The organism is Nocardia sichangensis (genome assembly GCF_047200615.1).
Lineage (GTDB): Bacteria > Actinomycetota > Actinomycetes > Mycobacteriales > Mycobacteriaceae > Nocardia > Nocardia sichangensis.
Genome location: NZ_JBJZOK010000016.1, coordinates 118433 through 141882, shown reverse-complemented (window position 1 = coordinate 141882; position 23450 = coordinate 118433). Strand labels below are relative to the sequence as shown.

Genomic DNA, 23450 nt, shown 5'->3' with positions numbered 1-23450 from the left:
TCGACAAACATGCCCCGCCGTCAACCGTATGATTTGCGCCACATCAGGCACGCCTCATGCTTGTCTACGCGGGTTCCGGGCCAACCGGACTTTTCGAAGTCACCTTCCGCGAAACAAGATTCGAGCAGGCAAAAACGGAATGCCGGAATTGTCTCTTCAACCGCAGGGTGAAGACATCGATCGTCGGCCATATCCGACCGGAATCAACCTGTTGACCTGTTCGGATGCACCCGGCAACGGGAGGGTGCGACTGGAGCGCCTGTGCAGGCAGCGGCACGCGCCGCGCGGCCTCGCCGGATGTCGGTCTCGATGGTGTGCCCGCCGCGGTGACCGAACGCTCGGTGCGGGAACCGACACGGGTGGCGGTCTCGGCGCTGGTGCGCGGGAGAACGACTCGATCATCGCGCCGGGCAAGGTGAACATCTTCATCGCGCTCGGTGTCCGGCGGGGGTGAGCGGCTTGCGCACCATGGCGGGTCGCTGCACGAACTGTGTCGTGCGGAGGACCGATACGGCTCAGACGTCCATCGCGCGCTGTGCGATCACGGCGGCGCCGTGCGCCAGGCCGCCGGGACCGCGCGCGGCCCGGTGGCACGGGTGCGGCCGCCACGGCAGGCATCGGGCAGGGAGTACCGCGATGGGCGGCGCGCGCCGCCCACCCCGGAACTACTTCGTCCGCGGACGGGAGTGGAAGCCGAGCCCCTCGTCCTGTGCGCCCATCCAAGCGGCCTCGTCGGACTTGCTGTCCGGCACGTAGATGACGTCTTGGGCGGTCCGCCGCACCTCCGGCGGCGGTGACTGCTCGAGTTCGTCGGCGTCGATGGCGAGGCGCTCGAGGTCGTTCTCCAACCGCCGCACCGTGCTGGCGTCGCCGTACTGGGTGCGGAGTACGCCGATGGATTGCCGGAGTTGGCCGACCGCGTAGCGTAGTTCCGCGAATTCGCTGCGAGTCATCGATACCTCCTGGATTCCCTGGCGGACATGCGAACTCGGTGCCGTGACGCGCGGTTGCCCGTTCGTCTTGGGCCGCGCTGTACCGAGCCGTGTGACCCACCACACAACGTGATCTACAACACAGTACCGAAAGAATTCGATCCTGGCTCGCGTGCGGTCGAAATCCGATGGTTGCCGCCCGCTTGCCGAGCTCAGCCCGCTGCGGCGTACCCGGCACCCGACGGCGCCGCGGCGAACGCGCGCTCGGCGAGTCCGGCGATGGACAGCGCGACTTCTTCGGCCCGCTCGAGCAGCACGCTGTGCCCGGCGCCTTCGAGCCGGACCAGTTCGGAACCGGCCAGCTGGGAGGCCAGTGCCACCGAGTGCGCGAACGGGAAGATGAGGTCCGCCGAGCCCGCCAGCACCAGCGTGGGAATCGCGCCGAGCCGGTGCAGAGTCGCCGTCTCGTCGAAGGTGATCAGCGAGTGCAGGAATCCGGCCATGGTCAGCAGCGGCGTGTCGTTCAGCATGGCCGTGGCCAGCGCGGCGATCCGCGGGTTCACCTTCCTGGTGCCGAATTCGGCCTCGCGCAGGATCGGCGTGAACAAGCGGCGGGTCAGGTGCCTGGACGCCTGCATCACCCTCGGGGCGTGCGTGACGGCGGCTTGCAGCGAGTTCACCGCCCGCCGGTTCAACAGGCGCGCCAGCCCCACCTCGGTGATCCCGGCGGCAGCGGCCGCGAGCAACCCGACGCCTGCGATCCGCGTGCCGATGGCCTGCGGGTAGAGCCGGGCGTAGGCGAGCACGACCATCGCGCCCATCGAGTGGCCGACCAGGATCACCGGACCGGCCGGCGCGACCGTCCGCAACACGGTGTCCAGGTCGTACCCGAGCTGTTCGATGGTGTAGGTCGACGGATGCGCCACCCCGGATTCGCCGTGGCCGCGGTGATCGTAGAACACCATCCTGGTGTCGTCTCCCCACTGCCGCAGGAGGTGCTCGCGCAGGTAGATCCAGGATTCGGTGCGCAGGCAGTGGCCGTGCACGAAGACGACGGTCGCGAGGGCGTCGTCGCCGCCGAAGACGCGGACCGCGAGGGGAACGCCGTCTTCGGCCGACACTGTGACGTGGTGGCCGTCGTGATCTACGGCGCGGCGGGCGATGGTCGTGGACATGGCACCCTCCTGTGGGCGCGGCGCATGTTCGGCGCCTCTTGCCCAGATGTCGCACTGGATTTCCGCCCCGTTAACCCCCTACACCTGCCGTTACGTACACGTTGTCCAACCGACGCTGCAGGTCGATCGAGCAGCTGGCTTCGCTCGCACAGAAAAATCTACGAAATAGTAGTCGAAAAACTAGATAGCTTTAGATTGCCCTGATCGCTATGCGGCGCGCTCGCGAAAAATATCTGCGGTTCTCTAGGAGAATTCCGATATTGGCGAATAGTTCGCGAGCGACTGCCCGCCGCACGCTCGGGCGGGCGTGCGGCGGGTCCGCTACCGCTCAGGCTTCCGCGTGGGGACGCGTGGACGGCAGGAATGGATGCAGGAGGTTCTCCTCGGTGGACGGGCCCATCTGCCACTCCGCGATCCACGGGCCGGTCCCCTCGCTCGGGTCGAGCACGCCGCCCTCCAGCCATTCGTAGCGGCCGTCGAGCACGCCGCGGGTGAGGGTGCGGTCGTCGTCGTCGGTGTTGTCCCACAGCGCGTCGAACAACTCGCGCACGCGCAGCCGCGACTGCCTGCAGAAGGTGTCCGCCAGTTCTTCGGCCGCCTTGCCCTCCGGCGCGTCGGCGGCGCGCAACGCGTGGGCTCGCACGCAGGCCGCCGACATCGCGAACAGCTCGGCGCCGATGTCGACGATCCGGCCGAGGAAGTTCTGCCGGTACTCCAGGCCCGCCTGCCACCGGCCCATCGCGTACATCAGGGACCTGGCCTGCTTGCGCGCACTGCGCTCGACGAAGCGCAAATGCCGGGCCAGCACGCCGAATTCGGTGTACGCCGCGGGTACCGTCCCCGCGCCGACCGCGAGCTGCGGGAACCACTTGGCGTAGAAACCCGTCGCGCCGACCGCGGCCTTCGCCTTGTCCTTGAACTCTGCTTTGCGGTCGACCAGCGCGCCGGCGGCCGCCATGTGCGCGTCGGCCATCTCCCTGGCGATCAGCAACCGCATGATCTCGCTGGAGCCTTCGAAGATGCGGTTGATCCGCAGATCGCGCACCAGCTGCTCGGCGGGGACGGCCCGCTCGCCCCGCGCGGCGAGCGAGGCCGCCGTCTCGTAGCCGCGGCCGCCGCGGATCTGCACGAGTTCGTCGGCGATCCGGCAGCTCATCTCACTGGCCCACAGCTTGGCCAGCGCCGCTTCGATCCGGATGTCGTTGCGGCCCTCGTCGGACATGGTGGCCGACAGATCGAGCGCCGCCTCCAGCGCGAACGTCGTCGCCGCGATGAACGCGATCTTCTGACCGACGGCCGCGTGCTCGCCGACCGGCCTGCCCCACTGCACCCGCTGGGTGCTCCACTCCCGCGCGATCTTCAGCGACCACTTGGCGGCGGCGGTGCACAACGCGGGGATGGCGAGCCTGCCCGCGTTCAGGGTGGTGAGCGCGATCTTGAGGCCGTCGCCCTCCCGGCCGATCAGGTTGCGCTTGGGCACCCGGACGTCGTGCATCCGGGTCAGGCCGTTCTCGATGCCGCGCAAGCCCATGAACGAGTTGCGCCGCTCGACGGTGATGCCCGGTGAGTCGGCTTCGACCACGAACGCCGAGATGCCACCGCGGTGCCCCTCGCTCTTGGGCACGCGTGCCATCACCACCAGCAACTCGGCGACCACGCCGTTGGTCGTCCACAGCTTCACGCCGTTGAGCAGGTAGGCCTCGCCGTCCTCGGTCGGCGTCGCGGTACTGGCCATCCTGGCCGGATCGGAGCCCACGTCGGGCTCGGTGAGCAGGAACGCGCTGACCGCCCCGGCCGCGCAGCGGGGCAGGAACTCGGCCTTCTGCTCGTCGGTGCCCGCCAGTTTCAGCGGTTCGGGCACCCCGATCGACTGATGTGCGGACAGCAGCACGCCGAGGCTCGGGTGCGCCGAGCCGACCAGCATCAACGCTCGGTTGTAGCCGAACTGGGAAAGTCCCTGGCCGCCGAACGATTGTGGGATCTTCAGGCCGAAGCAACCGAGTTCGGCCAGGCCCTTGACGTACTCGTCCGGGATCCGGCTCTCCGCTTCGATCACCGATCCGTCGATGGACTCGCACAGCGTCCGCAGCCGGGACAGGAACGCCTCGGTCCGCTCGGCGTCCTCGGGGCCGGGCTCCGGATACGGGTGGATCAGGTCGAGCCGGAACCGCCCCAGGAACATTTCCTTGGCGAAGGACGGCTTGGCCCAGCTCGTTTCGCGGGATTCCTCGACCAGTGCGCGGGCCTGTTCTTCGGTGGCGTCGACTTTCGCGGCTGTCGCCATGATGTCCTCCCTCGGACGTGATCAGGATCACATCCGAGTGTAGGAGGGTTTGTTACTCATCGGTAGGCCTGCTGGTCGAGATAAATCTACGAATATCTATTGATCTTGAAAGACGGGCGAATAGTTGGCAATCAATCGCTGCGCGCGCGGCCGGTGGGCGCTCAGACCGAGCGCAGATAGCGGCCGAAGTGCGGCACCGTGAATCCGATGGTGCCGCGCTCGGCGGAGTAGATGAGGCCTTTCTTGATCAGGCCGTCCCGGGCGGGCGAGAGGGAAGCCGGTTTGCGGCCGAGTTCGTTGGCCACCGCCGCGGTCGCCACCGGCCCGTCGTCGCCGGACAGGTCGGCCATGGCGCGCATGTATTCCCGCTCAGCGGGGGTAGCCCGCTCATAACGGGAACCGAAGAATCCGACCGCCAACTCTTCCTCGGCGGCGGGCGAGGCCACCTCCACATCCTCGGCCGTGATCGGGCTCTCCGGCGCCTGATCCCATGCGGCCTTGCCGTACGCCTGCACGAAATACGGGTAACCATCGGCCTTGCTGTACAACGAGTCCAATGCCTCGTCGGTGAACTTCACATCCTCGCGCTGGGCGGGCGCGATCAGCGCTTGGTCGGCGGACTCCCGATCCAGGCGGTCGATGCGGTGATAGCTGAATAGTCGTTCCGAGTAGCTCTTCGAGGCGGACAGCACCGCGGGTAGGTGCGGCAGGCCCGCGCCCACCACGATCAGCGGTGCGGCGTCCTGGCTCAGTTCGTGGCACGCGCCGCAGATCGCGGAGATGTCGGCGGGCCCCAGATCCTGCATCTCGTCGATGAAGATCGCGATGCCGACGCCGATGTCACCGGCCAGCGCCGCCGCCTCGACCAGCAGCTCCACCAGATCGATCTCGATGTCGCCGGAATCGGCCCGGCCGCTCACCGCGGGCACGTCGATGCCGGGCTGCCAGCGTTCCCGCATGCCCTTGTCCGCGGTGGACCGCAGCGCGAAAGCCTTGAGGATGCCGAGGAAGTCGTCCACCCGTTCCGGATTGCGGTGCGCCGTCGCGATCGCACGCGCCGCCATGTGCAGCGCCGAGGACAGCGGGCGGCGCAATTCCTGGTCCGGGCGCGCCTCGATCTTGCCGGTGCCCCAGCCGCGCGAGATGGCGGCCGAGCGAAGCTGGTTGAGCAACACCGTCTTCCCGACGCCGCGCAAGCCGGTGAGCATGACGCTGCGTTCCGGCCTGCCGCGCGCGACGCGTTCGAGCACGATGTCGAAAGCCGTGAGTTGCTTGTCGCGCCCGGCCAATTCGGGCGGGCGCTGTCCCGCCCCAGGGGCATACGGATTCCGCACGGGGTCCATGCCCCGACACCGTAGCGCGTTTCGTCCGGATAATCTGGGCACATCTATGGTGTGTTCTAGAAAGCCTTAGCGTTTCGTATTGCACTATTGCTCTCGCCGCCGGCTCTCTAGGCTGGTTGCGGTTCGCCAGAACGGTCGCGCGGCACGGCGGCGCGGGAACGGAGGGGCATGTCCGACGAACCACCTCTCGCCGGCCTCGCCGAGGTAGTCGGGTCTTGGAACGTGCCGGCGGGCGCCACGGTGGCCCAGCGCATCCGGTCCAACATCCTCGTCGCGATCGAGCGGGGCTACGACGATCCACAGCTGGTCGCCGATCTCGCGGTCGGCCCGCTGGTCATGGCGCTCGGCAAGCTCGAGGTCGAGCTGGCCGAGGCGCGCCGCAGGATCGACGAACTCGAGCGCGCGGTGCACAGAACGCGCCCCTGAACCCGAGTGGTCGGACGGGCCGGCGATGTCCTTCGGTGACCTCGCGCCGCCCGGCGAGATCAGTCCGTGACCTTCGCTTGGGCGGCCATTTTCCGCCGATCCAAGCGGGCTCCGGTCGTGATGGAAAAGACGCAGCTCTGTGGGGTGGACAACATCGCGTCGGCGCCGTAATCTCTTCGTGACTTAGTGGAACCAGTCGCTTCGTAAGAGAAACGGCGCCACTAGTTACCGCCTTAACGGCTGTCGGGGCCAACCGGTCTCGGCTGTCGTACCGGGGACCCACAGGTTCGTCTGGGGTGAATCCTCGAGGCCGATTTCGGTCGCGAGGTAGGGCCGCTCTCCCGGCCCGAGCCCGTCAGCTAACCCGGTCGGCGGGAGAGCAGCAAGATCGGAGACGTAGCTCGGTGGGTAAACACAGCTTGCAACGGGATTCTCGGGTTCCGAATTCCGTCAAGGGTGCGATTGTCATGGGTGCGGTGGCCGCGACCGGCGCCATGCCCGCGATTCCGGCCATGGCCGCGACCATCAACGTTCCCGGTGTCGGCAATTTCGATGTTCCGCAGGAATGGGAACAGCCGGTCCAGCAGCTCAATCAGCAGATCCAGCAGGCGCTCGCGGCTGTTCCCGCCGCCCCTGCCCAGGCGCCGCAAGAGGTCGCTCCTCAGGCTCCCAATTTCGCGCCCATGCTGCCGGGCCTGTTCGGCCAGCAGCAGAGCAACTCCCCGGGTGACATCGCCCTCGACGCCGCCAGGACCAAGGTCGGCGCCCAGTACTCCTGGGGCGCGGCGGGTCCCCGCTCCTTCGACTGCTCCGGTCTCGTCCAGTGGGCTTTCCGTCAGGCGGGCATCGAGCTTCCCCGCACCAGCTTCGAGCAGTCGCACGTCGGCGCTCCGGTCGCTTACAACGAGCTGAAGCCGGGTGACATCGTCATCACCAACGGCGGCGGTCACGTCGGCATCTACGCGGGCGACAACAAGCTCCTGAACGCGGTGCAGACGGGTACGCCGGTGTCCTACACGCCGCTGCGCCCCGACATGGTGGTCACCGCACGCCGTATCGTCTAACGAGTGGCCCGCGCCGAATCCGGCATCCAGAACATCGCCACCCAGGCCCGCGTTGATTCGTGGACCTGGGCGGTGCGTCTGTTCAAGACCAGATCCGCCGCTGCGGAGGCATGTCGTGGCGGGCACGTCCGGGTGAACGGCGCGACAGTCAAGCCCGCACAGCCCGTGCGTCCCGGTGACGAGGTGCGCGTCCGCGCGGGCGGTATCGAACGCATTGTCATCGTGGAGCGGATCGTCACCAAGCGCGTCGGCGCTCCGATCGCCGCGCAGTGCTTGATCGATCGCAGTCCGCCTCCTCCCCCGCGCGAAATCCTGGCGAGCATGCCCCGCCGTGACCGCGGCGCAGGGCGGCCCACCAAGCGCGAGCGTCGCGAGACCGACCGTCTCATGGGCCGAGACGAGCACTGAACGAAAGCCGGCGACCGCTGGTCAGATCATGGCCACCGGGCTGAGTTGGCCCGCCAGATAGCGTGCCCTGCACTCGCCGCGGCGGAGCTTTCCGCTGCTGGTCTTGGGGATTCGCCCCGGCTCGAGGAGCAGTACCGCACCGGGCATCACCTCGTGGGTGGACGCGACCGCGGTGCGGATGCGCCGGGCCAGGGCGAACAGTTCGATCGGCTCGCGTCCGTCGACCGTGCCGAGTTCGGCGGCAACGACCAGGTCTTCGCGCAGCCCGTCGTCGTGCCCGAACGCCGTCACGTGACCCGGCCTGACCTCGGGCGCGCATGCCTGCACCGTCGCCTCGATGTCGGCGGGATAGTGATTGCGTCCGTCGACCACGATGACGTCCTTGCGGCGGCCCGCGATGTAGAGCTGGCCCTCGTGCTGGAAGCCGAGATCGCCGGTGCGCAGCCAGCGGGCAGTGCTTCCCGGCAGCGTGGCGCAGAATATCTCCGCCGTGGCATCCGGTCTCCCGAAATATCCGTCGCACACATTGTCTCCGGCCACCCAGATCTCGCCGACGCGTCCAGCGGGCAGCGCGGTTCCGAGCACCGGATCGACGATCCGCAGCTGTTGTCCAGCGGGGGCGCCGCACCCGACCAGTGGCACACCGTCCACGGATCCCGCCGCGTCCTCGGACAGCGCGACCGCGCGGCCTTCGGACAGTGCGGCGCGGTCGAAACGGTGCCATACCGGGTTCTCGTGCTGGTCGCAGACGGTGACCGTCAGGGTGGCCTCGGCCAAGCCGAAGCCGGGAGTGTGCGCGTGATGGCGAAAACCGTAAGGGGCGAAGGTCTCGGTGAACTCCTGCAAGGCGTCGGCGCGGACCGGCTCCGAGCCGTTGAGCACGATGTCCAGTCCGGACAGGTCCAGCCCGGCCCGCTCGGCGGGGGTGGTGCCGGACACCGCGAGTTTCAGGCCGAAATTGGGACACCCCGTGGTACCGGCGCGGTAGTCGGCGATCGCGCGCAGCCAGCGGACGGGGCGCTTCACGAACTCGGCGGGCGCCAGCGTGATGCCGTGCACGCCCAGGAAGAGTGGCAGCGAAAGGCCGAGGATCAGACCCATGTCGTGGAAGAACGGCAGCCAGGTCACGACGGGCCGATCGTCCGCGACCGACACGGCGTGCCCGAGTTGCGTCAACGCCGTGGCGAGATTGTCGTGCGTGACCCGGACGCCCGCGGGAGACTTCGTCGATCCGGAGGTGTACTGCAAATAGGCCAGCTCGTCGCACACCGGATCGATCACCGGTGCGGCCGACGGCGTGGCGGGACGAATGCCGGGTGCGACGAAGCGTGTCTCGAGTGACCCCGCGCGGCGTGCCGTCGGGTCGGCCACGCTCGCCGACGCCATCGCGGTAGGCGCGCCGGACCTGATTCCCTCGACTGAACCCCATTCCGGCACAGCCGGGTTCGCGGACATGGTGAGTACTCGGCCCAACGCGGTGCCCAAGATCGGCGCGGTGATCTCGTCGTGAGCGGAGAGCAGGCTGAGCGAGGGCCTGGCATCGGCCAGGACGGCGTGCAGGCGTTCGCGGTTGCGTGCGCCCGCGGCCGGGAACAGCGGCACCGCGACTCGATTGCTGTACAGGCAGGCGAGAAACGCCACCGCGTAGTCGATGCCGTGGGCGCAGAGGATGCCCACGCGGTCGCCGGGGGCGCTTTCCTGCCGCAGTCGTGCGGCCAGCGCGCCCGACGCGGCATGCAGGCGCGCGTAGGTCAGCGTGACGGGCTTGCGTTCCTGGACACGGAACCGCAGCTCGGTGAAGGCGGGCCCGTCCGGGCGGGTGGCGGCCCACGCGGCCACCGAAGTCGCGAGACCATTTCCCGCCGGGTGGTCGCCGCGGCTCACGAGGTCTCTCCGGTGTTCGCGGCGACCCGATCCAGCAGGGCGGCGCCGAGGGCGGTGATGGTGGGGTGTTTGAACAACTCCGCCGTCGCGATCCGGACGCGTAGCCGCGCTTCCAGGTTTCGGCGCATCTCGATCGCGAGCAACGAACTGAGTCCGAGGTCGTTGAAGTCGGCCCCGGCGTCGATGTGCTCGGCGGGCAGATCGAGCGTGCTCGCCAGAACGCGGCGGATGGTCGTGGTCAGCGGTTCGGCGGGCTCGGGCGTGCGCTCACTCGCCTCGGCGCGGGCGGGCCCGGGGTCGGGACGGCCGACGGGCACGAGCAGATTCGTCAAACGGATCGCGATCGGGGAAGTGTCGGTCGTCGGCGTGTGCTCCAGCGCCAGGAGGTATGGGCCGTCGTAGCGCAGGACCTGGGACAGTACGGCACTTCCGCCCGGCAAGTCGAACGCGCCGATGCCCGCTCGACGCAAATGGCTCGCGCCGCCCGCCGCCGCGGCGAGGCCGGAATCCCACAGCCCCCAGCCGACGCTCAGGATCCGTCTGCCCGGATCACGCTGCGCGAGTGCGTCCATCGCGGCGTTGGCGGCAGCGTACGCGGCCTGCCCCGGCGCACCGAGGGCGCCGGTGGCCGAGGAGAACAGCAATACGAAGTCGGTGGCGTCGGTGGCGGTGAGCTCGATCAGATTGCCCGCCGCGGTGGATTTGGGCAGGAACGTCCTGGTCAGCTGGCCCGCGGTAATCGCGTCGAACCCGGCGTCCTCCAGCACGCCCGCCGCGTGCACGACACCACGGATCATCGAGTCGGAGGCCCGGATGTCGCTGAGCGCGTTGGCCAGGTCGTCCCGGTCGGCGGCGTCGCAGCGCACCACGACGATGCGGTCCTCCAAGCCGTCGAGCAGCGCGGGCACCGGGCGAGGCGCCCTGGTCAGCACCACCACGTCGCGCGCGCCCGCGTCGAGCAACCAGCGCACGGCGACCGAGCCGAGCGTGCCCAGTCCGCCGGTGACGACGTATGTTCCGTTCGCGTCGACGCTGACGGCAGGCACGGCGCGTGGTCGCGCGGGCGTGAAGCGACGCACCGCGGTCTCGCCCGCCGACAGGCGCAGCTCGTCGGGAACGGCGCTGTCGGTGGTCGCCACCAGGCGGGTGAGCAGCGGCAGGTTCCTAGGGTCGGAATCGGCCCAGACCAGGCGCACCGTACGACCCGTCTCCAGTTGCAGCGACCGCACCAGCCCGGCGATCGCCGCGGGGACGACCGAGGCCGCCGCGGCGGGCTCATCGGGCCGCGGAAGCGGGCGGGCCGGATCCTCGTGCGGCAGTACCACCGTCACGGACGCGGTGGCGTCGTGAGCGGAGATCAGTTGCAGCAGTTCGAGGACACGACCGGCCGCCGCGGCGCTCTTGCCCGCGCTCACGCCGAAACCGCTGGGCCAGACGGCCACTACGGCGTGGTCACCGCTGCGCCCGGCCAGTACCGCGCTGACGAGCGAGCTCGCGTCGTCCGGTTCCCGCGCGATCCGCTCGGTGGGCAGCTCGGCGTCCAGCGCGCGAGCGAGCCGGACGGCGAGGTCGGAGGCGCCGACCACCACCGCGCGCCGCACGAGGGTCGCGGGTGCGTCACCGAGCCCGAGTGAACCGGGATCGCGCGACTCCCAGGACTCCTGACGGAAGGGCGCGTTTCGCGTTTCGTGTTCGGCGTGCGCCGTGCGAAGCCTGCCGAGCCCCTCCTCGTCGGTGGGGTCGGCATAGCGAATGTGTACACCGGAGAAGGCGAGACAGGGCACCCCGTGCTGGTCGGTCGCGATGACGTCGCCGATCAATCCGGTGTCGGCGCGCTCGCGGACCAGCGCGTGCACCTCGAGCACGTGGCGATTCGGTTCATGTGACAGCCAGGCCGAGTCGATGCCGATCGGCAGCGGAATCGACGTGCCGGGCAATTCGTCGAACACCGCCGCGGCGAGCACATGCAGGCAGCCGTCCAGCGTCGCGGTGCGATGCAATTCGGCGGCGTCGAACAGGCCCAGCGCCCGTCCGGTGCCCGCGGCGATGCCGCGCAGCGTGCGGAATCGCGGACCGTACTCCAGCCGTCTGCGGCGCAATTCCTGGTAGAAGACGCCGGTGGTGATGACGCGCATGTGATGTCTTGCGGCCCGGTTTGCGTCGACCACCCGCATCCATGCGACGATATCCGCGGGTGTGGGGTCACCGGCGGGCCGGGCCGAAGCCAGCGTTCCGGTGCCCGTGACCTCCGCCCGTACGCTTTCCTCCGCTCCCGGCCCGCGATAGACGACCTCGGGCAGGGCGCTGGGATCGGTCCTCTCATGTACGGCGAAGTCGGCCAGTGCGGCCGCCCCCGCCGTGTCCTTGGCGAGCCGCAGCAGCCGCCGCAGCCAGAAGACGGCGGGCACGATGTTGTCGCCCTGTACCACGTGATGAGTCAGATCCTCGGCGGCGAAGGCGGATTCGGGGACGTGCGCGCTCGCGGGTCCGGCCACCAGCAGCGGGAATTTCCGCTTGCGCCACTGCCGCGGTACGGGTGTGCCGAAGGGGCCGAGTGCGGACCAGTCGACCGGCCGCCCCTCCAGGTACAGCCCGGCCACGCCGGTGAGGAAGCCGCTCGCCTCGTCATCGCGCAGCGCCACGGCATGCGTGCCGTCGCGGAAGTCCGGGTACTCCCGCACCGCCGCGAGCAACACCGGCTGCGGGCCGATCTCCACCACGGTGGCGATGCCGTCTTCGGCCGCGCGCTCGAGCGCGGCCGCCAATTCCACCGTGCCCGCGGCATTCTCCGTCCAGTAGTCGCGGTCCATAGCGGCGGTGGTGATTTTCGCGCCGCGCCGCGCCGTCGAATACACCGGCAGGCGCGGCGTCAGGGGCGTGATCTCGGTCAACGCCGCGACGAAAGGCGCGAGCACGGTGGTGACCTGCGGGCTGTGCGCGGCGAAGTCGACCGCGAGCCTGCGCGCGAACATGTTGCGGCGGGTGGCTCGCCGCACCAGCGTGTCGATATAGCGCGGGGTGCCGGACACGACTACCGACCTCGGGCCGTTGATCGCGGCGACGGCCACTTCCGATCGCATCGGCTCCACGAGTTTGGCCGCCTCGCCCGGGGCCGCCTCCAGCACTGCCATCGCGCCGCGCCCGTCCAGATGCGCCAGCGTCGCGCTGCGCAGCACCACCACGCGCGCCGCGTCCGCGAGGGTCAGCGCGCCGCTCACCGCCGCCGCCGCGATCTCGCCGAGACTGTGGCCTGCCACCGCATCAGGGCGGATCCCCCATGCCGCCAGCAATTTCACCAGCGCCACCTGGAAGGCGAACAACGCGGGCTGCACCAGATCGGTGGCTTGCGCCGCACCCGCGGAGGTGAAACCGTGACGCGGCGTCCAGACCCGCGGCCCGCCCGCCGTCACGATCGCGTCGGTCGCCTCGGCGAGTGCGGCGGCGAAGACCGGATATCGCGCCGCCAGCGCACGGCCCATCTTCGGATGCTGGCCGCCTTGCCCGGAGAACAGGAACAACAGCCCGCCACGGCGGCGGTTCGCCACGGGGCCCAGCGCCGCGTCGGCGTCGCCGTGGCCGAGCGTGCGCAACCGGTGCACCGCGTCGGCGTGATCGTGCGCGAGGATCGCGGCCCGGGTCGGCTCCGGCACCGCTCGCGCCGCCGCTGCGACCGATTCGGGCAAGGAGGGCCCTGTTCGGTCGAATTCATCGGCCAGCCGCAGCGCGCGGTCGCGCAGTTCCTCCTCGTCACGTGCGGTGAGCGGCAGCAGTATCGGGAAGTGCGCATCGTGTTCGGCCCGCGCTCGCGTGGCGCCGCGGAGCACGAGATGCGCGATCGTGCCGCCGAATCCGAACGAGCTGATGCCCGCCACGCGTTCCGTCGCGTCCACCCCGCTCCAGTCCACCGGCTCGGTGGGCACGCGCAGGCCGCGCTCGGCCAAGTGCAGCAGCGGATGCTCGGTGTGCACGTTGATCGTCGGGGCGATCACCCCGTGGTGGACGGACAGCGCGGTCTTCACCATCCCGGTGACTCCGGCGGCGGCCTCCAGATGCCCGATGTTGGACTTCACCGAACCGATCCAGATCGGGTCGTCCGCGCCGGGCCCGAGCGCGGCGGCGAGCGCGCCGACCTCCACCGCGTCACCCAAAGGCGTTCCGGTGCCGTGGCATTCGATGTACCCCGCGCTGCTGGGCGGGCGCCCGGCTCGCGACCACGCGGCCCGCAACGTCTCCTGCTGTGCGCGGCCGTTCGGCGCGTACAGGCCGTTGGAGCGGCCGTCCGATCCGACGGCGGTTCCGACGATCTCCGCGTACACCCGGTTGCCCTCGCGTACCGCGTCCGCGCTGCGCTGCAGAATCACCACGGCGCAGCCGTCGCCGCGGGTGTAACCGTCCGCGGCGACGTCGAACGGCGTCGAGCGTCCGCCGGGCGACAGGAAGCCGCCCTCGGCCAGGTAGTTCGAGGTGTGTTCCAGCAAGACGAGATTGACGCCGCCCACGATGGCGAACGGGACGGCGCCGTCGGCGAGCAGCCGGACCGCGAGGTCGACCGCGGCGAGCGAGGACGAGCATGCGCTGTCGAGTACCAGACTCGGCCCGTGCAGGTCGAGCACGTACGACAACCGGTTGGCGATGATGCTGAGCGCCGACCCGGTCACCGCGTAGGGCGCGTCGTGACCCGCGCGGCCGAGCACCGCGATGCCGTGGTCGTACCCCGACGCGCCGAAGACGACGGCCGCGCCGGAACCCCGCGTGCGATAGCCGATCCCGGCGTCGTCGAGCGCCTCGACCGCGACTTCCAGCGCGAGCCGCTGCTGCGGATCCATCAGCGCGGCCTCGCGGTCGGAGATGGCGAACCAGTCGTTGTCGAAGGACTCGACATCCGCGAGGTACCCGCCGCGCCGCGAGCCCAGCCGCCCGGCGGGCGGGGCGGACGTGGCGTCCCGGCCCTCGAGCAACAGCTGCCAGAACTCGGCGACGCTCGCCGCCCCGGGCAGTCGGCAGCCGATGCCGATGATGGAGACGGGTGGATGCGAGCCGACGGAATCAGTGGCCGCGCTGCTCATCGCATCGCGAGATACTCGACAAGCTGTTCGATGTCCGGATGGTCGTAGAGCGCGGTCAGCGGAACTTCGACTCCCATGGCGTCCTCGAGATAGGCGGTCAGCCTCGCGAGCTGAGTGGAACCGAGGCCGAGATCGGTGAATGGCGAGCTGGTCGACACCGAGGCGGCGTCGACACCTAGTAGATCCGCTACGGCAAGGACGGCGGCACAAGTGAGTGCGGTGCGTCGGCTATTGCCGAGCGAACCGTCGTGTTCCGGTGCACCACTGTGCCCGTCCGGAAGACCGGGCCGCATCGCGTCCTCCCTCCCCGTCTCCCCGGCTGCTGTCACCGCTCGAGAACGGTACCCCCGCGATTATGCCGCAGAAACCGCCCGGAGCAACGTCGCATATCCGCTGCCTGCCCGGCTCTTTCGCGAACCGGCGTGATCACATACCGTGGCACCGTGACCGAACCGGACAGCGGTGCCGCCACCCGTGCCGAGCGCACGCCGACTCTGCCCACCCTGCTGCGCTGCTGCGCCGCCCTGGCGGCCACGCCGGGCCGGTTGTTGCGGCCGCGCCGCCCCGACACCGCCCTGCTGGCGAACCTCGAAGCGCTGCCGCCGCCCGCCGCGAGCGCCACGGTCCGGCTGACCGTGCTCACCCAGGCCACCATGTCGGCGCCGACCACGATCGTGGCCGAGGGCGTGCGCAGCCTGCGGGAGATGCGGCTGTCGATGGCGGCGTTCCTGGTCGAGCATCCGAAGGCGCGGTTCCTGGTCGACCCGGCCCTGTGTGCGGGCGTGCACGAGCGCGTGCTGCCCGAATTGCCGTTCCCGGTGCCGCTGCTCGTCGCGCCGGACAAGCCGGTGCTCGGGCTGTCCGACGCGCTCGCCGCGCACGATGTCGCGGGCGAGGACATCGATTTCGTGGTGCCGACCCATCTGCACTGGGATCACGTCTCCGGCCTGCTGGAGCTGCCCGCCTCGGTCGAGATCCGATTGCCCGGAGTCGAGTACGACTGGGCGATGGGCGGCCCGCACGCACCGGCCGGTGTGGCGCGCGGACCGCTGCGTGGGCGCAGTTTCGACCGCTTCGAGCTGGACGGACCGCCCGTGCTGACCTTCCCGCGCAGCAAGGACCTGTTCGGCGACGGCTCCGTGCTGCTGGTCGATCTCGCGGGCCACACGCCGGGCAGCATCGGCGTATTGCTCGCGGTGGACGACGGCAGCCGCGTGCTGTTCGCCGGCGACGCCGTCTGGAGCAAGTTGCAGGTCGATCTGCTGCGGGAGAAGGCGCCCATGCCGGGCAAGCTGTTCGACGCCGACCGGGACGCCGCCTTCACCACGATCCATCGCCTGCACGCGCTGCCCGACGGCATCGAACTCGTCGCGAGCCACGACTACGCGGCCGTCACCGCCCGCGCGGCCAAGTAAACGCGGTCAGCCGACCACCACGGTTTCGGCCAGACGGGCCGTGATCAGCTCCTCGGCCTCGGTGACCATCCGGCCGATCAGCTCGGCGCAGGTCGGGATGTCGTGGATCAGGCCCTGGCACAGGCCGACCGACCAGATGCCCGCGTCCAGGTCGCCCTCCTCGAACACCCGGCGGCCGCGCGCTCCCGCCACCAGGTCCCGCACGTCGTCGAAGGTGCCGCCGGACTTCTCGATCTCGACGACCTTGCGGCTGATCTCGTTGTCCGCCACCCGCGCCGTGTTGCGCATGGTGCGGAAGATGAGCTGGGTGTCGCGCTCGGAGTTCGCGACGATCTTCTCCTTGACCTTCTGATCGATCGAGGACTCCTGCGTGCACAGGAACCGGGTGCCCATGTTGACGCCGTCCGCGCCGAGGGCGAGCGCGGCGACCAGGCCGCGGGCGTCGGCGATGCCGCCGGAGGCGATCATCGGGATGCTCAGCTCCCGTGCGGCGGCCGGGATGAGCACCAGGCCGGGGACGTCGTCCTCACCGGGGTGGCCCGCGCATTCGAAGCCATCGATGCTCACTCCGTCCACGCCGATCCGCTCGGCCTTCAGCGCGTGCCGCACGCTGGTGCACTTGTGCAGCACCTTGATGCCCGCGTCCTTGTAGTACGGCAGGAACGGTTCGGGGTTGCTGCCTGCCGTTTCGACGATCCCGACGCCGCTGTCGATGATCGCCCGCACGTATTCCGCGTACGGCGGCGGATTGATCGACGGCAGGATGGTGACGTTCACGCCGAACGGCTTGTCGGTGAGTTCTCTGGTGCGCTCGATCTCGCGGAGCAGGTCGTCCGGGGTCGGCTGGGTCAGCGCCGTGATGAAGCCGAGCCCGCCCGCGTTGGCGACGGCCGCGACGAGTTCGGCCCGCCCGACCCACATCATGCCGCCCTGCACGATCGGGTGTTCCACCCCGAACTTCTCGGTGAACCTGGTCCGCAGCATTGCGCTTCTCCTATGTCTCGCGCGGGCGTGCCGGTTCGCCCGTTCGGGTCGATGGTGACACGAGAATCGGCCCGTCTTCAACTCACAAGTGAGCCGAGGTTCGCATATTTGACGATCTTCATCGCTGCCGTTTCCGCTTCGCAACCGTTCGGTGGGAGGTCAAATGGCCTGCTAGAAGAGTTCAAGCCGAACCGGGTCCCAGCTCCGGGCTGATTAACCCGGATTCATTCCGCAATCTCTTGCCGGGCGTTTAAGTTAGTTGATATTCTGCACGCGATTCAGCCCGTCGCCGCCGTCGGACCACCCGGCGGGCCGATGACGGTCCGAGAGGAGTTCGTGGCAATGACCACCGGGGCAGCAGCGCTCGACGAGCCGATCAGGTCGCGGCGTAATCACTGGAACAACCAGATCGCCGTGCACGCGCAGATGCGCCCGGACGCGGTCGCGATCCGGTTCCGTGGCGTGGACACGACCTGGCGGCAGTTGCACGAGCGGTCGCTGAAGTTCGCCGACGGACTGGCGCGCCGGGGCGTCGGGTTCGGCGACCGGGTGCTGATCCTGGCGCTGAATTACCCGGAATACCTCGAGGCCGTGTTCGGCATCAACGCGCTGGGCGCGATCGCGGTCCCGGTCAACTTCCGGCTCACGCCGCCGGAGGTCGCCTATATCGTCGGCGACAGCGGGGCCAAGGCGGTCGTCACCGATACCGTGCTGCGGCCGCTGGCCGCCGCCGTGCGAGCGCAGGCGCCCGCCCTGGAGACCCTCGTGGTGATCGGCGGCGCGTCCGAGGACGGCGTGATCGGCTACGACGACCTGATCGCCGAATCGGGTGAGTCGCACACCCCGCTGGACATCCCCGAGGACACCCCCAGCCTCATCATGTACACCTCGGGCACCACCGGCAGCCCGAAGGGCGCGGTGCTGACCCACGCGAATATGAACGCGCAGGCGCTGACCTGCATCCGAGCGCTGGCGCTGGAACCCGACTCGATCGGGCTGTGCACCTCGCCGCTGTTCCACATCGCCGGTCTCGGTAGCCTCGCGCCCGCCTTCCTGCTGGGCTCGAAGACGGTGCTGCATCCGCTCGGCGCCTTCGACGCCGGTGAGTTCCTGGACGCGCTGGAGCGCGAGCAGGCCACCTCCGCGTTCTGCGTGCCCGCGCAGTGGCAGCTGGTCTGCGACCATCCGACGGTGAAGGATCGCAAGCTCGCGCTCGAGGTGCTCAGCTGGGGCGCCGCGCCCGCCTCCGACACCGTGCTGCGCGCGATGGCCGAGTGCTTCCCGAACTCGTTCAACGTCGCGGTGTTCGGCCAGACGGAGATGTCGCCGATCACCTGCGTGCTGGAGGGCAAGGACGCCATCCGCAAGCTCGGCTCGGTCGGCAAGGTGATCCCCACCATCCAGGCGCGCATCGTCGACGACGAGATGAACGACGTCGCGCCCGGCGAAGTGGGCGAGATCGTCTATCGCGGTCCCACGCTCATGCAGGGCTACTGGAACAAGCCGGAAGCCACCGCCGAGGCCTTCGCGGGCGGCTGGTTCCACTCCGGCGACCTGGTCCGCCAGGACGAAGAGGGCTTCGTCTACGTGGTGGACCGCAAGAAGGACATGATCATCTCCGGTGGCGAGAACATCTACTGCGCCGAGGTGGAGAACGTCCTGTTCGCCCACCCGAAGATCCGGGAGGCCGCGGTGGTGGGCCGCACGCACGAGAAGTGGGGTGAGGTGCCGGTCGCGGTGGTCGCCCTGCACAACCCGGACGACGAGCTGACCTTGGCCGAGTTGGAGCCGTTCCTCAACGAGAACCTCGCGCGCTACAAGCACCCCAAGGAGCTGGTGCTGCTTGCCGAGCTGCCGCGCAATGCGAGCGGCAAGGTGGTCAAAGTCCAGTTGCGCAAGGACTATTCGTCCTGAGCGTGCGGTGCGTTCGGTTTCACGTGAATCGGACAATGCACGCGGGCGCGGATGCGTAAGGTCGTCACATGGCGATCCGACGCATCCGCGCCGCTGTGCTGGCGCTGCACTGGCAGGTGAATGTCATTCGGCCGGAGGGGTTCTTCGGTCCCATGCTGGCCGCGCCCGTGGCGGCTTCTGGCGTCGTGGCGCGGGCGACGGACTTCCACGCCGCGGCGCTCGCGGCGCGGCTGCCGGTGGTCTTCACCCGGTTCACCATTCCGATCGGCGAAGGAGAACTGGTGCGCAACACCGGATTCATGCGCTCGGTCGGCGCGGCGCAGACCGAGTTCCGGCCGGAATCACCGGGCGCCGCGATCATTCCGGAGATGGCGGCGCAGCCGACGGAAGTCTTCGACAACCAGAAACTCTCCGGCCTGGCGGGCAGCAAACTGCCGGAATGGTTGGCCGATCAAGGGATCGAGACGCTCTTCGTCACTGGCGTCGCCACCAACCTGACCGTCGAGCAGACCGCACGGCACGGCACCGATCTCGGCTTCACCGTGCACCCGGTAGCCGACTGCGTGGCCGCCGCCACCCCGGAAGCGCACGAAGCCGCTTTGGCCAACCTCGAACTCGTCACCGCGGGCAGTGTGCGCGCCGCGGATGCGCTGGAACTGATCAGCGGCTGAGCATCGCCGCGGAGGAAATGGCTTCTCGGCCCACGCGGAAGGCCGGTCACCCACTCCGTCCGGCCAACCCTGGACCGATGAGGCGGACCACCTGCTGGTACGCCTCCTCGGCCGAGAGCGGTGGGTGTCCTTCCGCGATCGCGCCGAGCAGGCCGACGACACCCCAGGACAGGAACGTCACGGTGGTCGCGAACTCGTCTTCCGGCATCGTCAGCCGGTCGCGCAGCCGCTCGGCGAGGATCTGCGCGACCATCACCCGCGTGGTGCGCAATAGCACGGTGCCGCTCTTGCGGCCGAGCAGCGCCCGGTAGATCTCCGGGTGACCGGCGGCCAGCTCGAACAGCGTGCGCACCGGCGCGAGCGGTTCGGGAGCGTCCGCGTCGGTCTCGGCCGCGGTCATGGCCGCGCGCAGGTAGTCGGTGCTGCTGCGCAGCAGCAGATCGTCTTTGTCCCGGTAGTGGGTGTAGAACGTCGACCGCCCGACGTCCGCGCGCTCGAGGATGTCGCGGACGGTGATCCGGTCGTAGGCGCCTTCGACCATGAGTTCGATCAGCGCTCGGTGCAGCGAGGCCCTGGTGCGCCGGACCCGGCGATCGGCGCTGTCCTGTTCTTCCGGCACGGTGCCTCCCGGACAAATGTCTCGTACGCGTCCGATTACGGACGGTTTCCGTGGCATTGATCCTGGTCGGCACGGCCATATCGGCAGATCCTGAACTCATGTCCGGAAACGAACACCAGTCTGCCACCGATAGCCACCCCGACGTCGGCGTGCTGCTCACCCAACCGCGCCGCTACCGTGCCCTCAAAGCCGCGCTTCTACTCGGCCGGGCGAACCGCCTGAACGCCCGGCTCGCCGAGTTGGCTCGTCCCGCCGCCGGCGCCGAGGTCGTCGATGTCGGTTGCGGTCCGGGCGACCTCGCTCGCGTGCTCGCTCGCCGCGTCGGCCGGGTCACCGGCGTCGATCCGTCGCCGCAGATGATCGACTACGCGACCGCGCGCTCACATGACCTGGCCAATTGCCGGTTCGAAGTCGGGACGGCACAGGATCTTCCGCTGCCCGACGCGTCCGCCGATCTCGTGACCTCGACCTTCGCGATGCATCACATCCCCGCGTCGCACCGTGCCGACGCCATCGCGCAGATGTTCCGGGTATTGCGCCCGGGCGGCCGGCTGCTGCTCGCCGACACGCTGCCGACCGATCCGTTGCTCTCCACCGTGGTGCGCGTCATGGCGAGATTCGCGGCGCACCGCACCCACGATGCCGATCACGACCACGGTGATCCACTGGCGGGCATCGATATCCGCCGGTATCGAGACGACCTGCGCGCGAACGGTTTCGAAAGTGTCGAATTCGTCGCGGTCCGCCCCGCAACCGCCGTGCTGCTGGCGAACAAACCAGGCGAGACCGCCGCTTAGATCAGGTCCTTCTTCGCCAGCCAGCGCATGGCGCCCCAGCCGCAGAACACCGGAAGCCAGCAGGTGAGTACGCGGTAGAGCAGCACCGAGGGCACCGCGATGTTCGCGGGCAGGCCGAAGGCGGCCAGACCACCGATCAGCGCCGCCTCGACCGCGCCGACACCGCCCGGGGTCGGCGCGGCCGCGGCCAGCGTGCCGCCGATCATGGTGACGATCGTGACGGTGATGAAGGTGGTGCCGCCGCCGAACGCCTGCACGCTGGCCCACAGCGCGCCCGCCATACCGACGGTGAGCGCCGCGCATCCGCCGATGATCACCGCGGAACGTTTGGGATCGCGGGCCAGGTCGGCGAGTTCGCCGATGACCTCCTGCAACTGCGGCCGCACCGCGTCGTTCAGCCAGCGGCGCAGTTTCGGCACGAACATGAACGCGCCGACGATCCCGACGCCCACGCCGGCGAGCAGATACAGCACCGTGGCGTGCGGGACGAAATGCGACAGGTCCGTCGAGGTGCCCGCCAGGATGCTGAACGCGAGCAGCAGGCCGACATGCGTGATCACCTGCACCGCCTGTTGCAGCGCGACCGCGGCGGTGGCGCGCACCGTGCCGATACCTGACTTCTGCAGAAACCGCACGCTCAACGCGAGTCCGCCGACGCCTGCGGGGGTGGTGGTCGCGGCGAAAGTATTGGCGACCTGCATGATGAGCAGATTCCGGATGTTCACCGCGCCGAACGCACAGGCCCACAGCGCCGCCGCCGCGCCGACGTAGGTCAGGGCGGAGACGAGCAGGCCGAGCAGCGCCCACCACCAGTTCGCCGTGCGCAGCTGGGTGAAGAAGGTCGGCACGGCGCTGATGAACGGGTAGGCGACGTACACCAGCCCGATCAGCAGGACCAACTGGATGATCTGGTTGCGGGAGAACCGGGTGATCTGCTCGGCTTCGATCCGGTCCTGACCGGTCTGTTTGCGCACCTCGTCGCGGGCGTCGGACAGCGCGGTCTTCCATTCCGGGACCGCTTTGCGGATGCCGGTCGGGATGGCCGACTTGGTCAACCGGCCCGCCGCGGCGAGTACCCGCGCCTCACCCAGGGTTTCGATCGCCGCGCGCACGGCGGGCTCCTTGCCGAACGTCGCGGTGGTCGTCACCAGCAACTGGGCGATGTCGGATTGCAGTTGCGCGTCCGACGCTCCGTATTCGGCGTTGCCGAAGCCGCCGAACAGTGTGACGCCGTCGGCCACACGGATGTCGACCGGCCGCAGGTCGCCGTGTGAGATCTGCTTCTGTTGCAGAGTGTCCAGCGCTCGCCACACTCCGGGCAGCACTTCGGCGGACTGTTCGGTGATCGCCGTGCCGCACGGCTGCGTGTGCGCGTACAACATCCAGCCACGCGACAGCGCGGCGACCGCGACGGGGGTGCCGCTGCCGAGCCCCAGGTCGGCGACGGCGATCGCCATGAGCGCGCGATGCTCGACCGCACGGTGCATGGAACCGTGGATGGCCGCGGTTTCGCTGGAGCGGAAGGTCAGCCAGCGCCACAGCTGGCGCAGCGCGCCGAAACTGCGCTGGTTCTTGCCGAACATCTCGACGAGCAGCTCGCGTTCCGGCCCTTCGATGGCGGCGGCGAGCACCAACGGACCGCGGCCCGCCGGATGCACCACGGTGAACCCGGTGACCGTGTGACCACGATTGGCGAGCACCCGCACGGCCGCGTCGAGCGGGACCTCCAGCGCGGGCGTGCCCACCACGAGCACGATCACCGCGCCGACCAGCCAGCCGACCGCGAGCCCGAACATCGCCCGGGCGGGCACCACGGTGCTGACCGCGAGGTGGATCGGCGCGAACGCCAGCAGCAGGAACCACAACCACCGCCGCGGGCGGGTGGGCAGCCACGGACTGGCGACGGTGAGCATGGCGGCGATCATCGCGATCCAGCGCGGATCGTCGAGGAACTGGGACAGGAAGGTGTCCAACCGGTCCGGCACCTGCAGATGCCATTTCGGCGCGGAGAGGCCGGTGCCGGTGATGGACAACAGCAATCCCGCTACCGCCCCGGCAGCGGCGTAGCCGGCGAGCAGCTTCCACTGCCTGCCGATGATCAGCTCGATCAGGATCGCGAACGGCAGCGCGAGAATCGCCATGCCGTAGACCAGGTACACCAGGTTCGACTGGTCCGGGTTGAGGAAACCGACGATGTTGGAGACCGAGCGTTCCAGGGCCAGCCATTCCGGGCGGGTGATCAGTGAGGCCGCGATCACGACTGCCACCCACAGTGTTGCGAGGACGACCCGGATGATGTCGCTCGTGCGCCGGATCAGCGGCTGTAGCAGGCTCCCCGTGACCGGGATCTCCCGCCCGTCCACTCGCATGCTCGCCCGCCTCTCCGGGTATTCAGGCCGTACTGGTTGGAGCCGCGAGACCCGCGTTCAGGTCCTGCGTCGAGTGCCGCTCCCCTTTTCTGGGCGTAC

At 69.3% G+C, this 23450-nt stretch carries 18 protein-coding genes and 1 riboswitch; of the genes, 8 read left to right on the top strand and 10 right to left on the bottom strand.

All coding sequences use genetic code 11. From position 1 onward, the window contains the following. The first annotated feature begins 211 nt into the window (after positions 1 to 211). The gene (locus tag ACL03I_RS22595) at positions 212 to 454 is read left to right on the top strand and encodes a hypothetical protein (protein WP_412806903.1); all 243 of its coding nucleotides are present in this window, start codon (positions 212 to 214) and stop codon (positions 452 to 454) included. Between the two features lie 211 nt (positions 455 to 665). Here ACL03I_RS22595 and ACL03I_RS22590 read toward each other — a convergent pair whose 3' ends face one another. The 4 genes from ACL03I_RS22590 to ACL03I_RS22575 form a co-directional block, all read right to left on the bottom strand. Further along, on the bottom strand, positions 666 to 953 hold the full coding sequence (locus ACL03I_RS22590) for a hypothetical protein (protein WP_355071084.1): 288 nt from the start codon (positions 951 to 953) through the stop codon (positions 666 to 668). A 191-nt stretch (positions 954 to 1144) separates the two neighbouring features. Further along, positions 1145 to 2107, bottom strand: a complete 963-nt coding sequence (locus tag ACL03I_RS22585; protein ID WP_412806902.1) for an alpha/beta fold hydrolase — start codon at positions 2105 to 2107, stop codon at positions 1145 to 1147. 328 nt (positions 2108 to 2435) lie between these two features. Further along, a complete protein-coding gene (locus ACL03I_RS22580; protein WP_356963168.1) occupies positions 2436 to 4391 on the bottom strand; it encodes an acyl-CoA dehydrogenase family protein in 1956 nt (651 codons plus the stop codon). Between the two features lie 161 nt (positions 4392 to 4552). Continuing rightward, on the bottom strand, positions 4553 to 5734 hold the full coding sequence (locus tag ACL03I_RS22575; RefSeq protein WP_355071089.1) for an ATP-binding protein: 1182 nt from the start codon (positions 5732 to 5734) through the stop codon (positions 4553 to 4555). A 168-nt stretch (positions 5735 to 5902) separates the two neighbouring features. Here ACL03I_RS22575 and ACL03I_RS22570 point away from each other — a divergent pair, with 168 nt between their 5' ends. From ACL03I_RS22570 to ACL03I_RS22560, 3 genes are all read left to right on the top strand, one after another. Next, positions 5903 to 6160: a hypothetical protein gene (locus tag ACL03I_RS22570; protein WP_412806901.1), complete on the top strand. Its 258-nt coding sequence runs from the start codon at positions 5903 to 5905 to the stop codon at positions 6158 to 6160. Between the two features lie 219 nt (positions 6161 to 6379). Beyond that, positions 6380 to 6549: riboswitch (cyclic di-AMP (ydaO/yuaA leader) on the top strand. A gap of 78 nt (positions 6550 to 6627) precedes the next feature. Then, on the top strand, positions 6628 to 7224 hold the full coding sequence (locus ACL03I_RS22565; protein ID WP_355071092.1) for a C40 family peptidase: 597 nt from the start codon (positions 6628 to 6630) through the stop codon (positions 7222 to 7224). A 3-nt stretch (positions 7225 to 7227) separates the two neighbouring features. Then, entirely contained in the window at positions 7228 to 7632 is a 405-nt protein-coding gene (locus ACL03I_RS22560; RefSeq protein WP_355071094.1) for an RNA-binding S4 domain-containing protein, read from the top strand. 21 nt (positions 7633 to 7653) lie between these two features. On the opposite strand, the gene ACL03I_RS22555 is transcribed toward ACL03I_RS22560, so the two are convergent. Genes ACL03I_RS22555 through ACL03I_RS22545 form a run of 3 tightly spaced genes read right to left on the bottom strand, consistent with a single transcriptional unit; the run spans position 7654 to position 14875 of the window. After that, entirely contained in the window at positions 7654 to 9516 is a 1863-nt protein-coding gene (locus ACL03I_RS22555; protein ID WP_412806900.1) for a fatty acyl-AMP ligase, read from the bottom strand. Continuing rightward, complete coding sequence (locus tag ACL03I_RS22550; RefSeq protein ID WP_412806899.1) at positions 9513 to 14582, bottom strand: SDR family NAD(P)-dependent oxidoreductase; 5070 nt, start codon at positions 14580 to 14582, stop codon at positions 9513 to 9515. Before ACL03I_RS22550 ends, ACL03I_RS22555 begins: the two co-directional genes overlap by 4 nt. Continuing rightward, complete coding sequence (locus ACL03I_RS22545; protein WP_364424850.1) at positions 14579 to 14875, bottom strand: acyl carrier protein; 297 nt, start codon at positions 14873 to 14875, stop codon at positions 14579 to 14581. The genes ACL03I_RS22550 and ACL03I_RS22545 overlap by 4 nt, the downstream gene beginning before the upstream one ends. Before the next feature lie 150 nt (positions 14876 to 15025). On the opposite strand from ACL03I_RS22545, the gene ACL03I_RS22540 reads away from it, so the two are divergent. Continuing rightward, complete coding sequence (locus ACL03I_RS22540) at positions 15026 to 15997, top strand: MBL fold metallo-hydrolase (protein WP_355071100.1); 972 nt, start codon at positions 15026 to 15028, stop codon at positions 15995 to 15997. Between the two features lie 6 nt (positions 15998 to 16003). Here ACL03I_RS22540 and ACL03I_RS22535 read toward each other — a convergent pair whose 3' ends face one another. Continuing rightward, a complete protein-coding gene (locus ACL03I_RS22535) occupies positions 16004 to 16981 on the bottom strand; it encodes an NAD(P)H-dependent flavin oxidoreductase (RefSeq protein WP_364424849.1) in 978 nt (325 codons plus the stop codon). Positions 16982 to 17323: 342 nt separating this feature from the next. Between ACL03I_RS22535 and fadD5 the strand changes: the two genes are divergently transcribed. Further along, a complete protein-coding gene (gene fadD5, locus ACL03I_RS22530; protein WP_412806898.1) occupies positions 17324 to 18895 on the top strand; it encodes a fatty-acid--CoA ligase FadD5 in 1572 nt (523 codons plus the stop codon). A 68-nt stretch (positions 18896 to 18963) separates the two neighbouring features. Then, entirely contained in the window at positions 18964 to 19566 is a 603-nt protein-coding gene (locus ACL03I_RS22525) for a cysteine hydrolase family protein (RefSeq protein WP_355071104.1), read from the top strand. Positions 19567 to 19612: 46 nt separating this feature from the next. Here the strand turns inward: ACL03I_RS22525 and ACL03I_RS22520 are convergent, their stop codons facing one another. Then, positions 19613 to 20185, bottom strand: a complete 573-nt coding sequence (locus ACL03I_RS22520) for a TetR/AcrR family transcriptional regulator (protein WP_412806897.1) — start codon at positions 20183 to 20185, stop codon at positions 19613 to 19615. 98 nt (positions 20186 to 20283) lie between these two features. Here ACL03I_RS22520 and ACL03I_RS22515 point away from each other — a divergent pair, with 98 nt between their 5' ends. Beyond that, positions 20284 to 20982: a class I SAM-dependent methyltransferase gene (locus ACL03I_RS22515; protein WP_412806896.1), complete on the top strand. Its 699-nt coding sequence runs from the start codon at positions 20284 to 20286 to the stop codon at positions 20980 to 20982. Here the strand turns inward: ACL03I_RS22515 and ACL03I_RS22510 are convergent. Beyond that, positions 20979 to 23351: a lysylphosphatidylglycerol synthase transmembrane domain-containing protein gene (locus tag ACL03I_RS22510; protein ID WP_412806895.1), complete on the bottom strand. Its 2373-nt coding sequence runs from the start codon at positions 23349 to 23351 to the stop codon at positions 20979 to 20981. The two genes, ACL03I_RS22515 and ACL03I_RS22510, sit on opposite strands and share 4 nt — an antisense overlap. Positions 23352 to 23450: the final 99 nt, after the last annotated feature.

What these genes read in the sequence shown, in the direction of transcription:
- ACL03I_RS22590 (WP_355071084.1), bottom strand. Translation starts at nt 953, where the DNA reads ATGACTCGCAGCGAATTCGCGGAACTACGCTACGCGGTCGGCCAACTC.
- ACL03I_RS22550 (WP_412806899.1), bottom strand. Translation starts at nt 14,582, where the DNA reads ATGAGCAGCGCGGCCACTGATTCCGTCGGCTCGCATCCACCCGTCTCC.
- ACL03I_RS22545 (WP_364424850.1), bottom strand. Translation starts at nt 14,875, where the DNA reads ATGCGGCCCGGTCTTCCGGACGGGCACAGTGGTGCACCGGAACACGAC.
- ACL03I_RS22535 (WP_364424849.1), bottom strand. Translation starts at nt 16,981, where the DNA reads ATGCTGCGGACCAGGTTCACCGAGAAGTTCGGGGTGGAACACCCGATC.
- ACL03I_RS22515 (WP_412806896.1), top strand. Translation starts at nt 20,284, where the DNA reads ATGTCCGGAAACGAACACCAGTCTGCCACCGATAGCCACCCCGACGTC.
- ACL03I_RS22525 (WP_355071104.1), top strand. Translation starts at nt 18,964, where the DNA reads ATGGCGATCCGACGCATCCGCGCCGCTGTGCTGGCGCTGCACTGGCAG.
- fadD5 (WP_412806898.1), top strand. Translation starts at nt 17,324, where the DNA reads ATGACCACCGGGGCAGCAGCGCTCGACGAGCCGATCAGGTCGCGGCGT.
- ACL03I_RS22585 (WP_412806902.1), bottom strand. Translation starts at nt 2,107, where the DNA reads ATGTCCACGACCATCGCCCGCCGCGCCGTAGATCACGACGGCCACCAC.
- ACL03I_RS22575 (WP_355071089.1), bottom strand. Translation starts at nt 5,734, where the DNA reads ATGGACCCCGTGCGGAATCCGTATGCCCCTGGGGCGGGACAGCGCCCG.
- ACL03I_RS22510 (WP_412806895.1), bottom strand. Translation starts at nt 23,351, where the DNA reads ATGCGAGTGGACGGGCGGGAGATCCCGGTCACGGGGAGCCTGCTACAG.
- ACL03I_RS22570 (WP_412806901.1), top strand. Translation starts at nt 5,903, where the DNA reads ATGTCCGACGAACCACCTCTCGCCGGCCTCGCCGAGGTAGTCGGGTCT.
- ACL03I_RS22580 (WP_356963168.1), bottom strand. Translation starts at nt 4,391, where the DNA reads ATGGCGACAGCCGCGAAAGTCGACGCCACCGAAGAACAGGCCCGCGCA.
- ACL03I_RS22565 (WP_355071092.1), top strand. Translation starts at nt 6,628, where the DNA reads ATGGGTGCGGTGGCCGCGACCGGCGCCATGCCCGCGATTCCGGCCATG.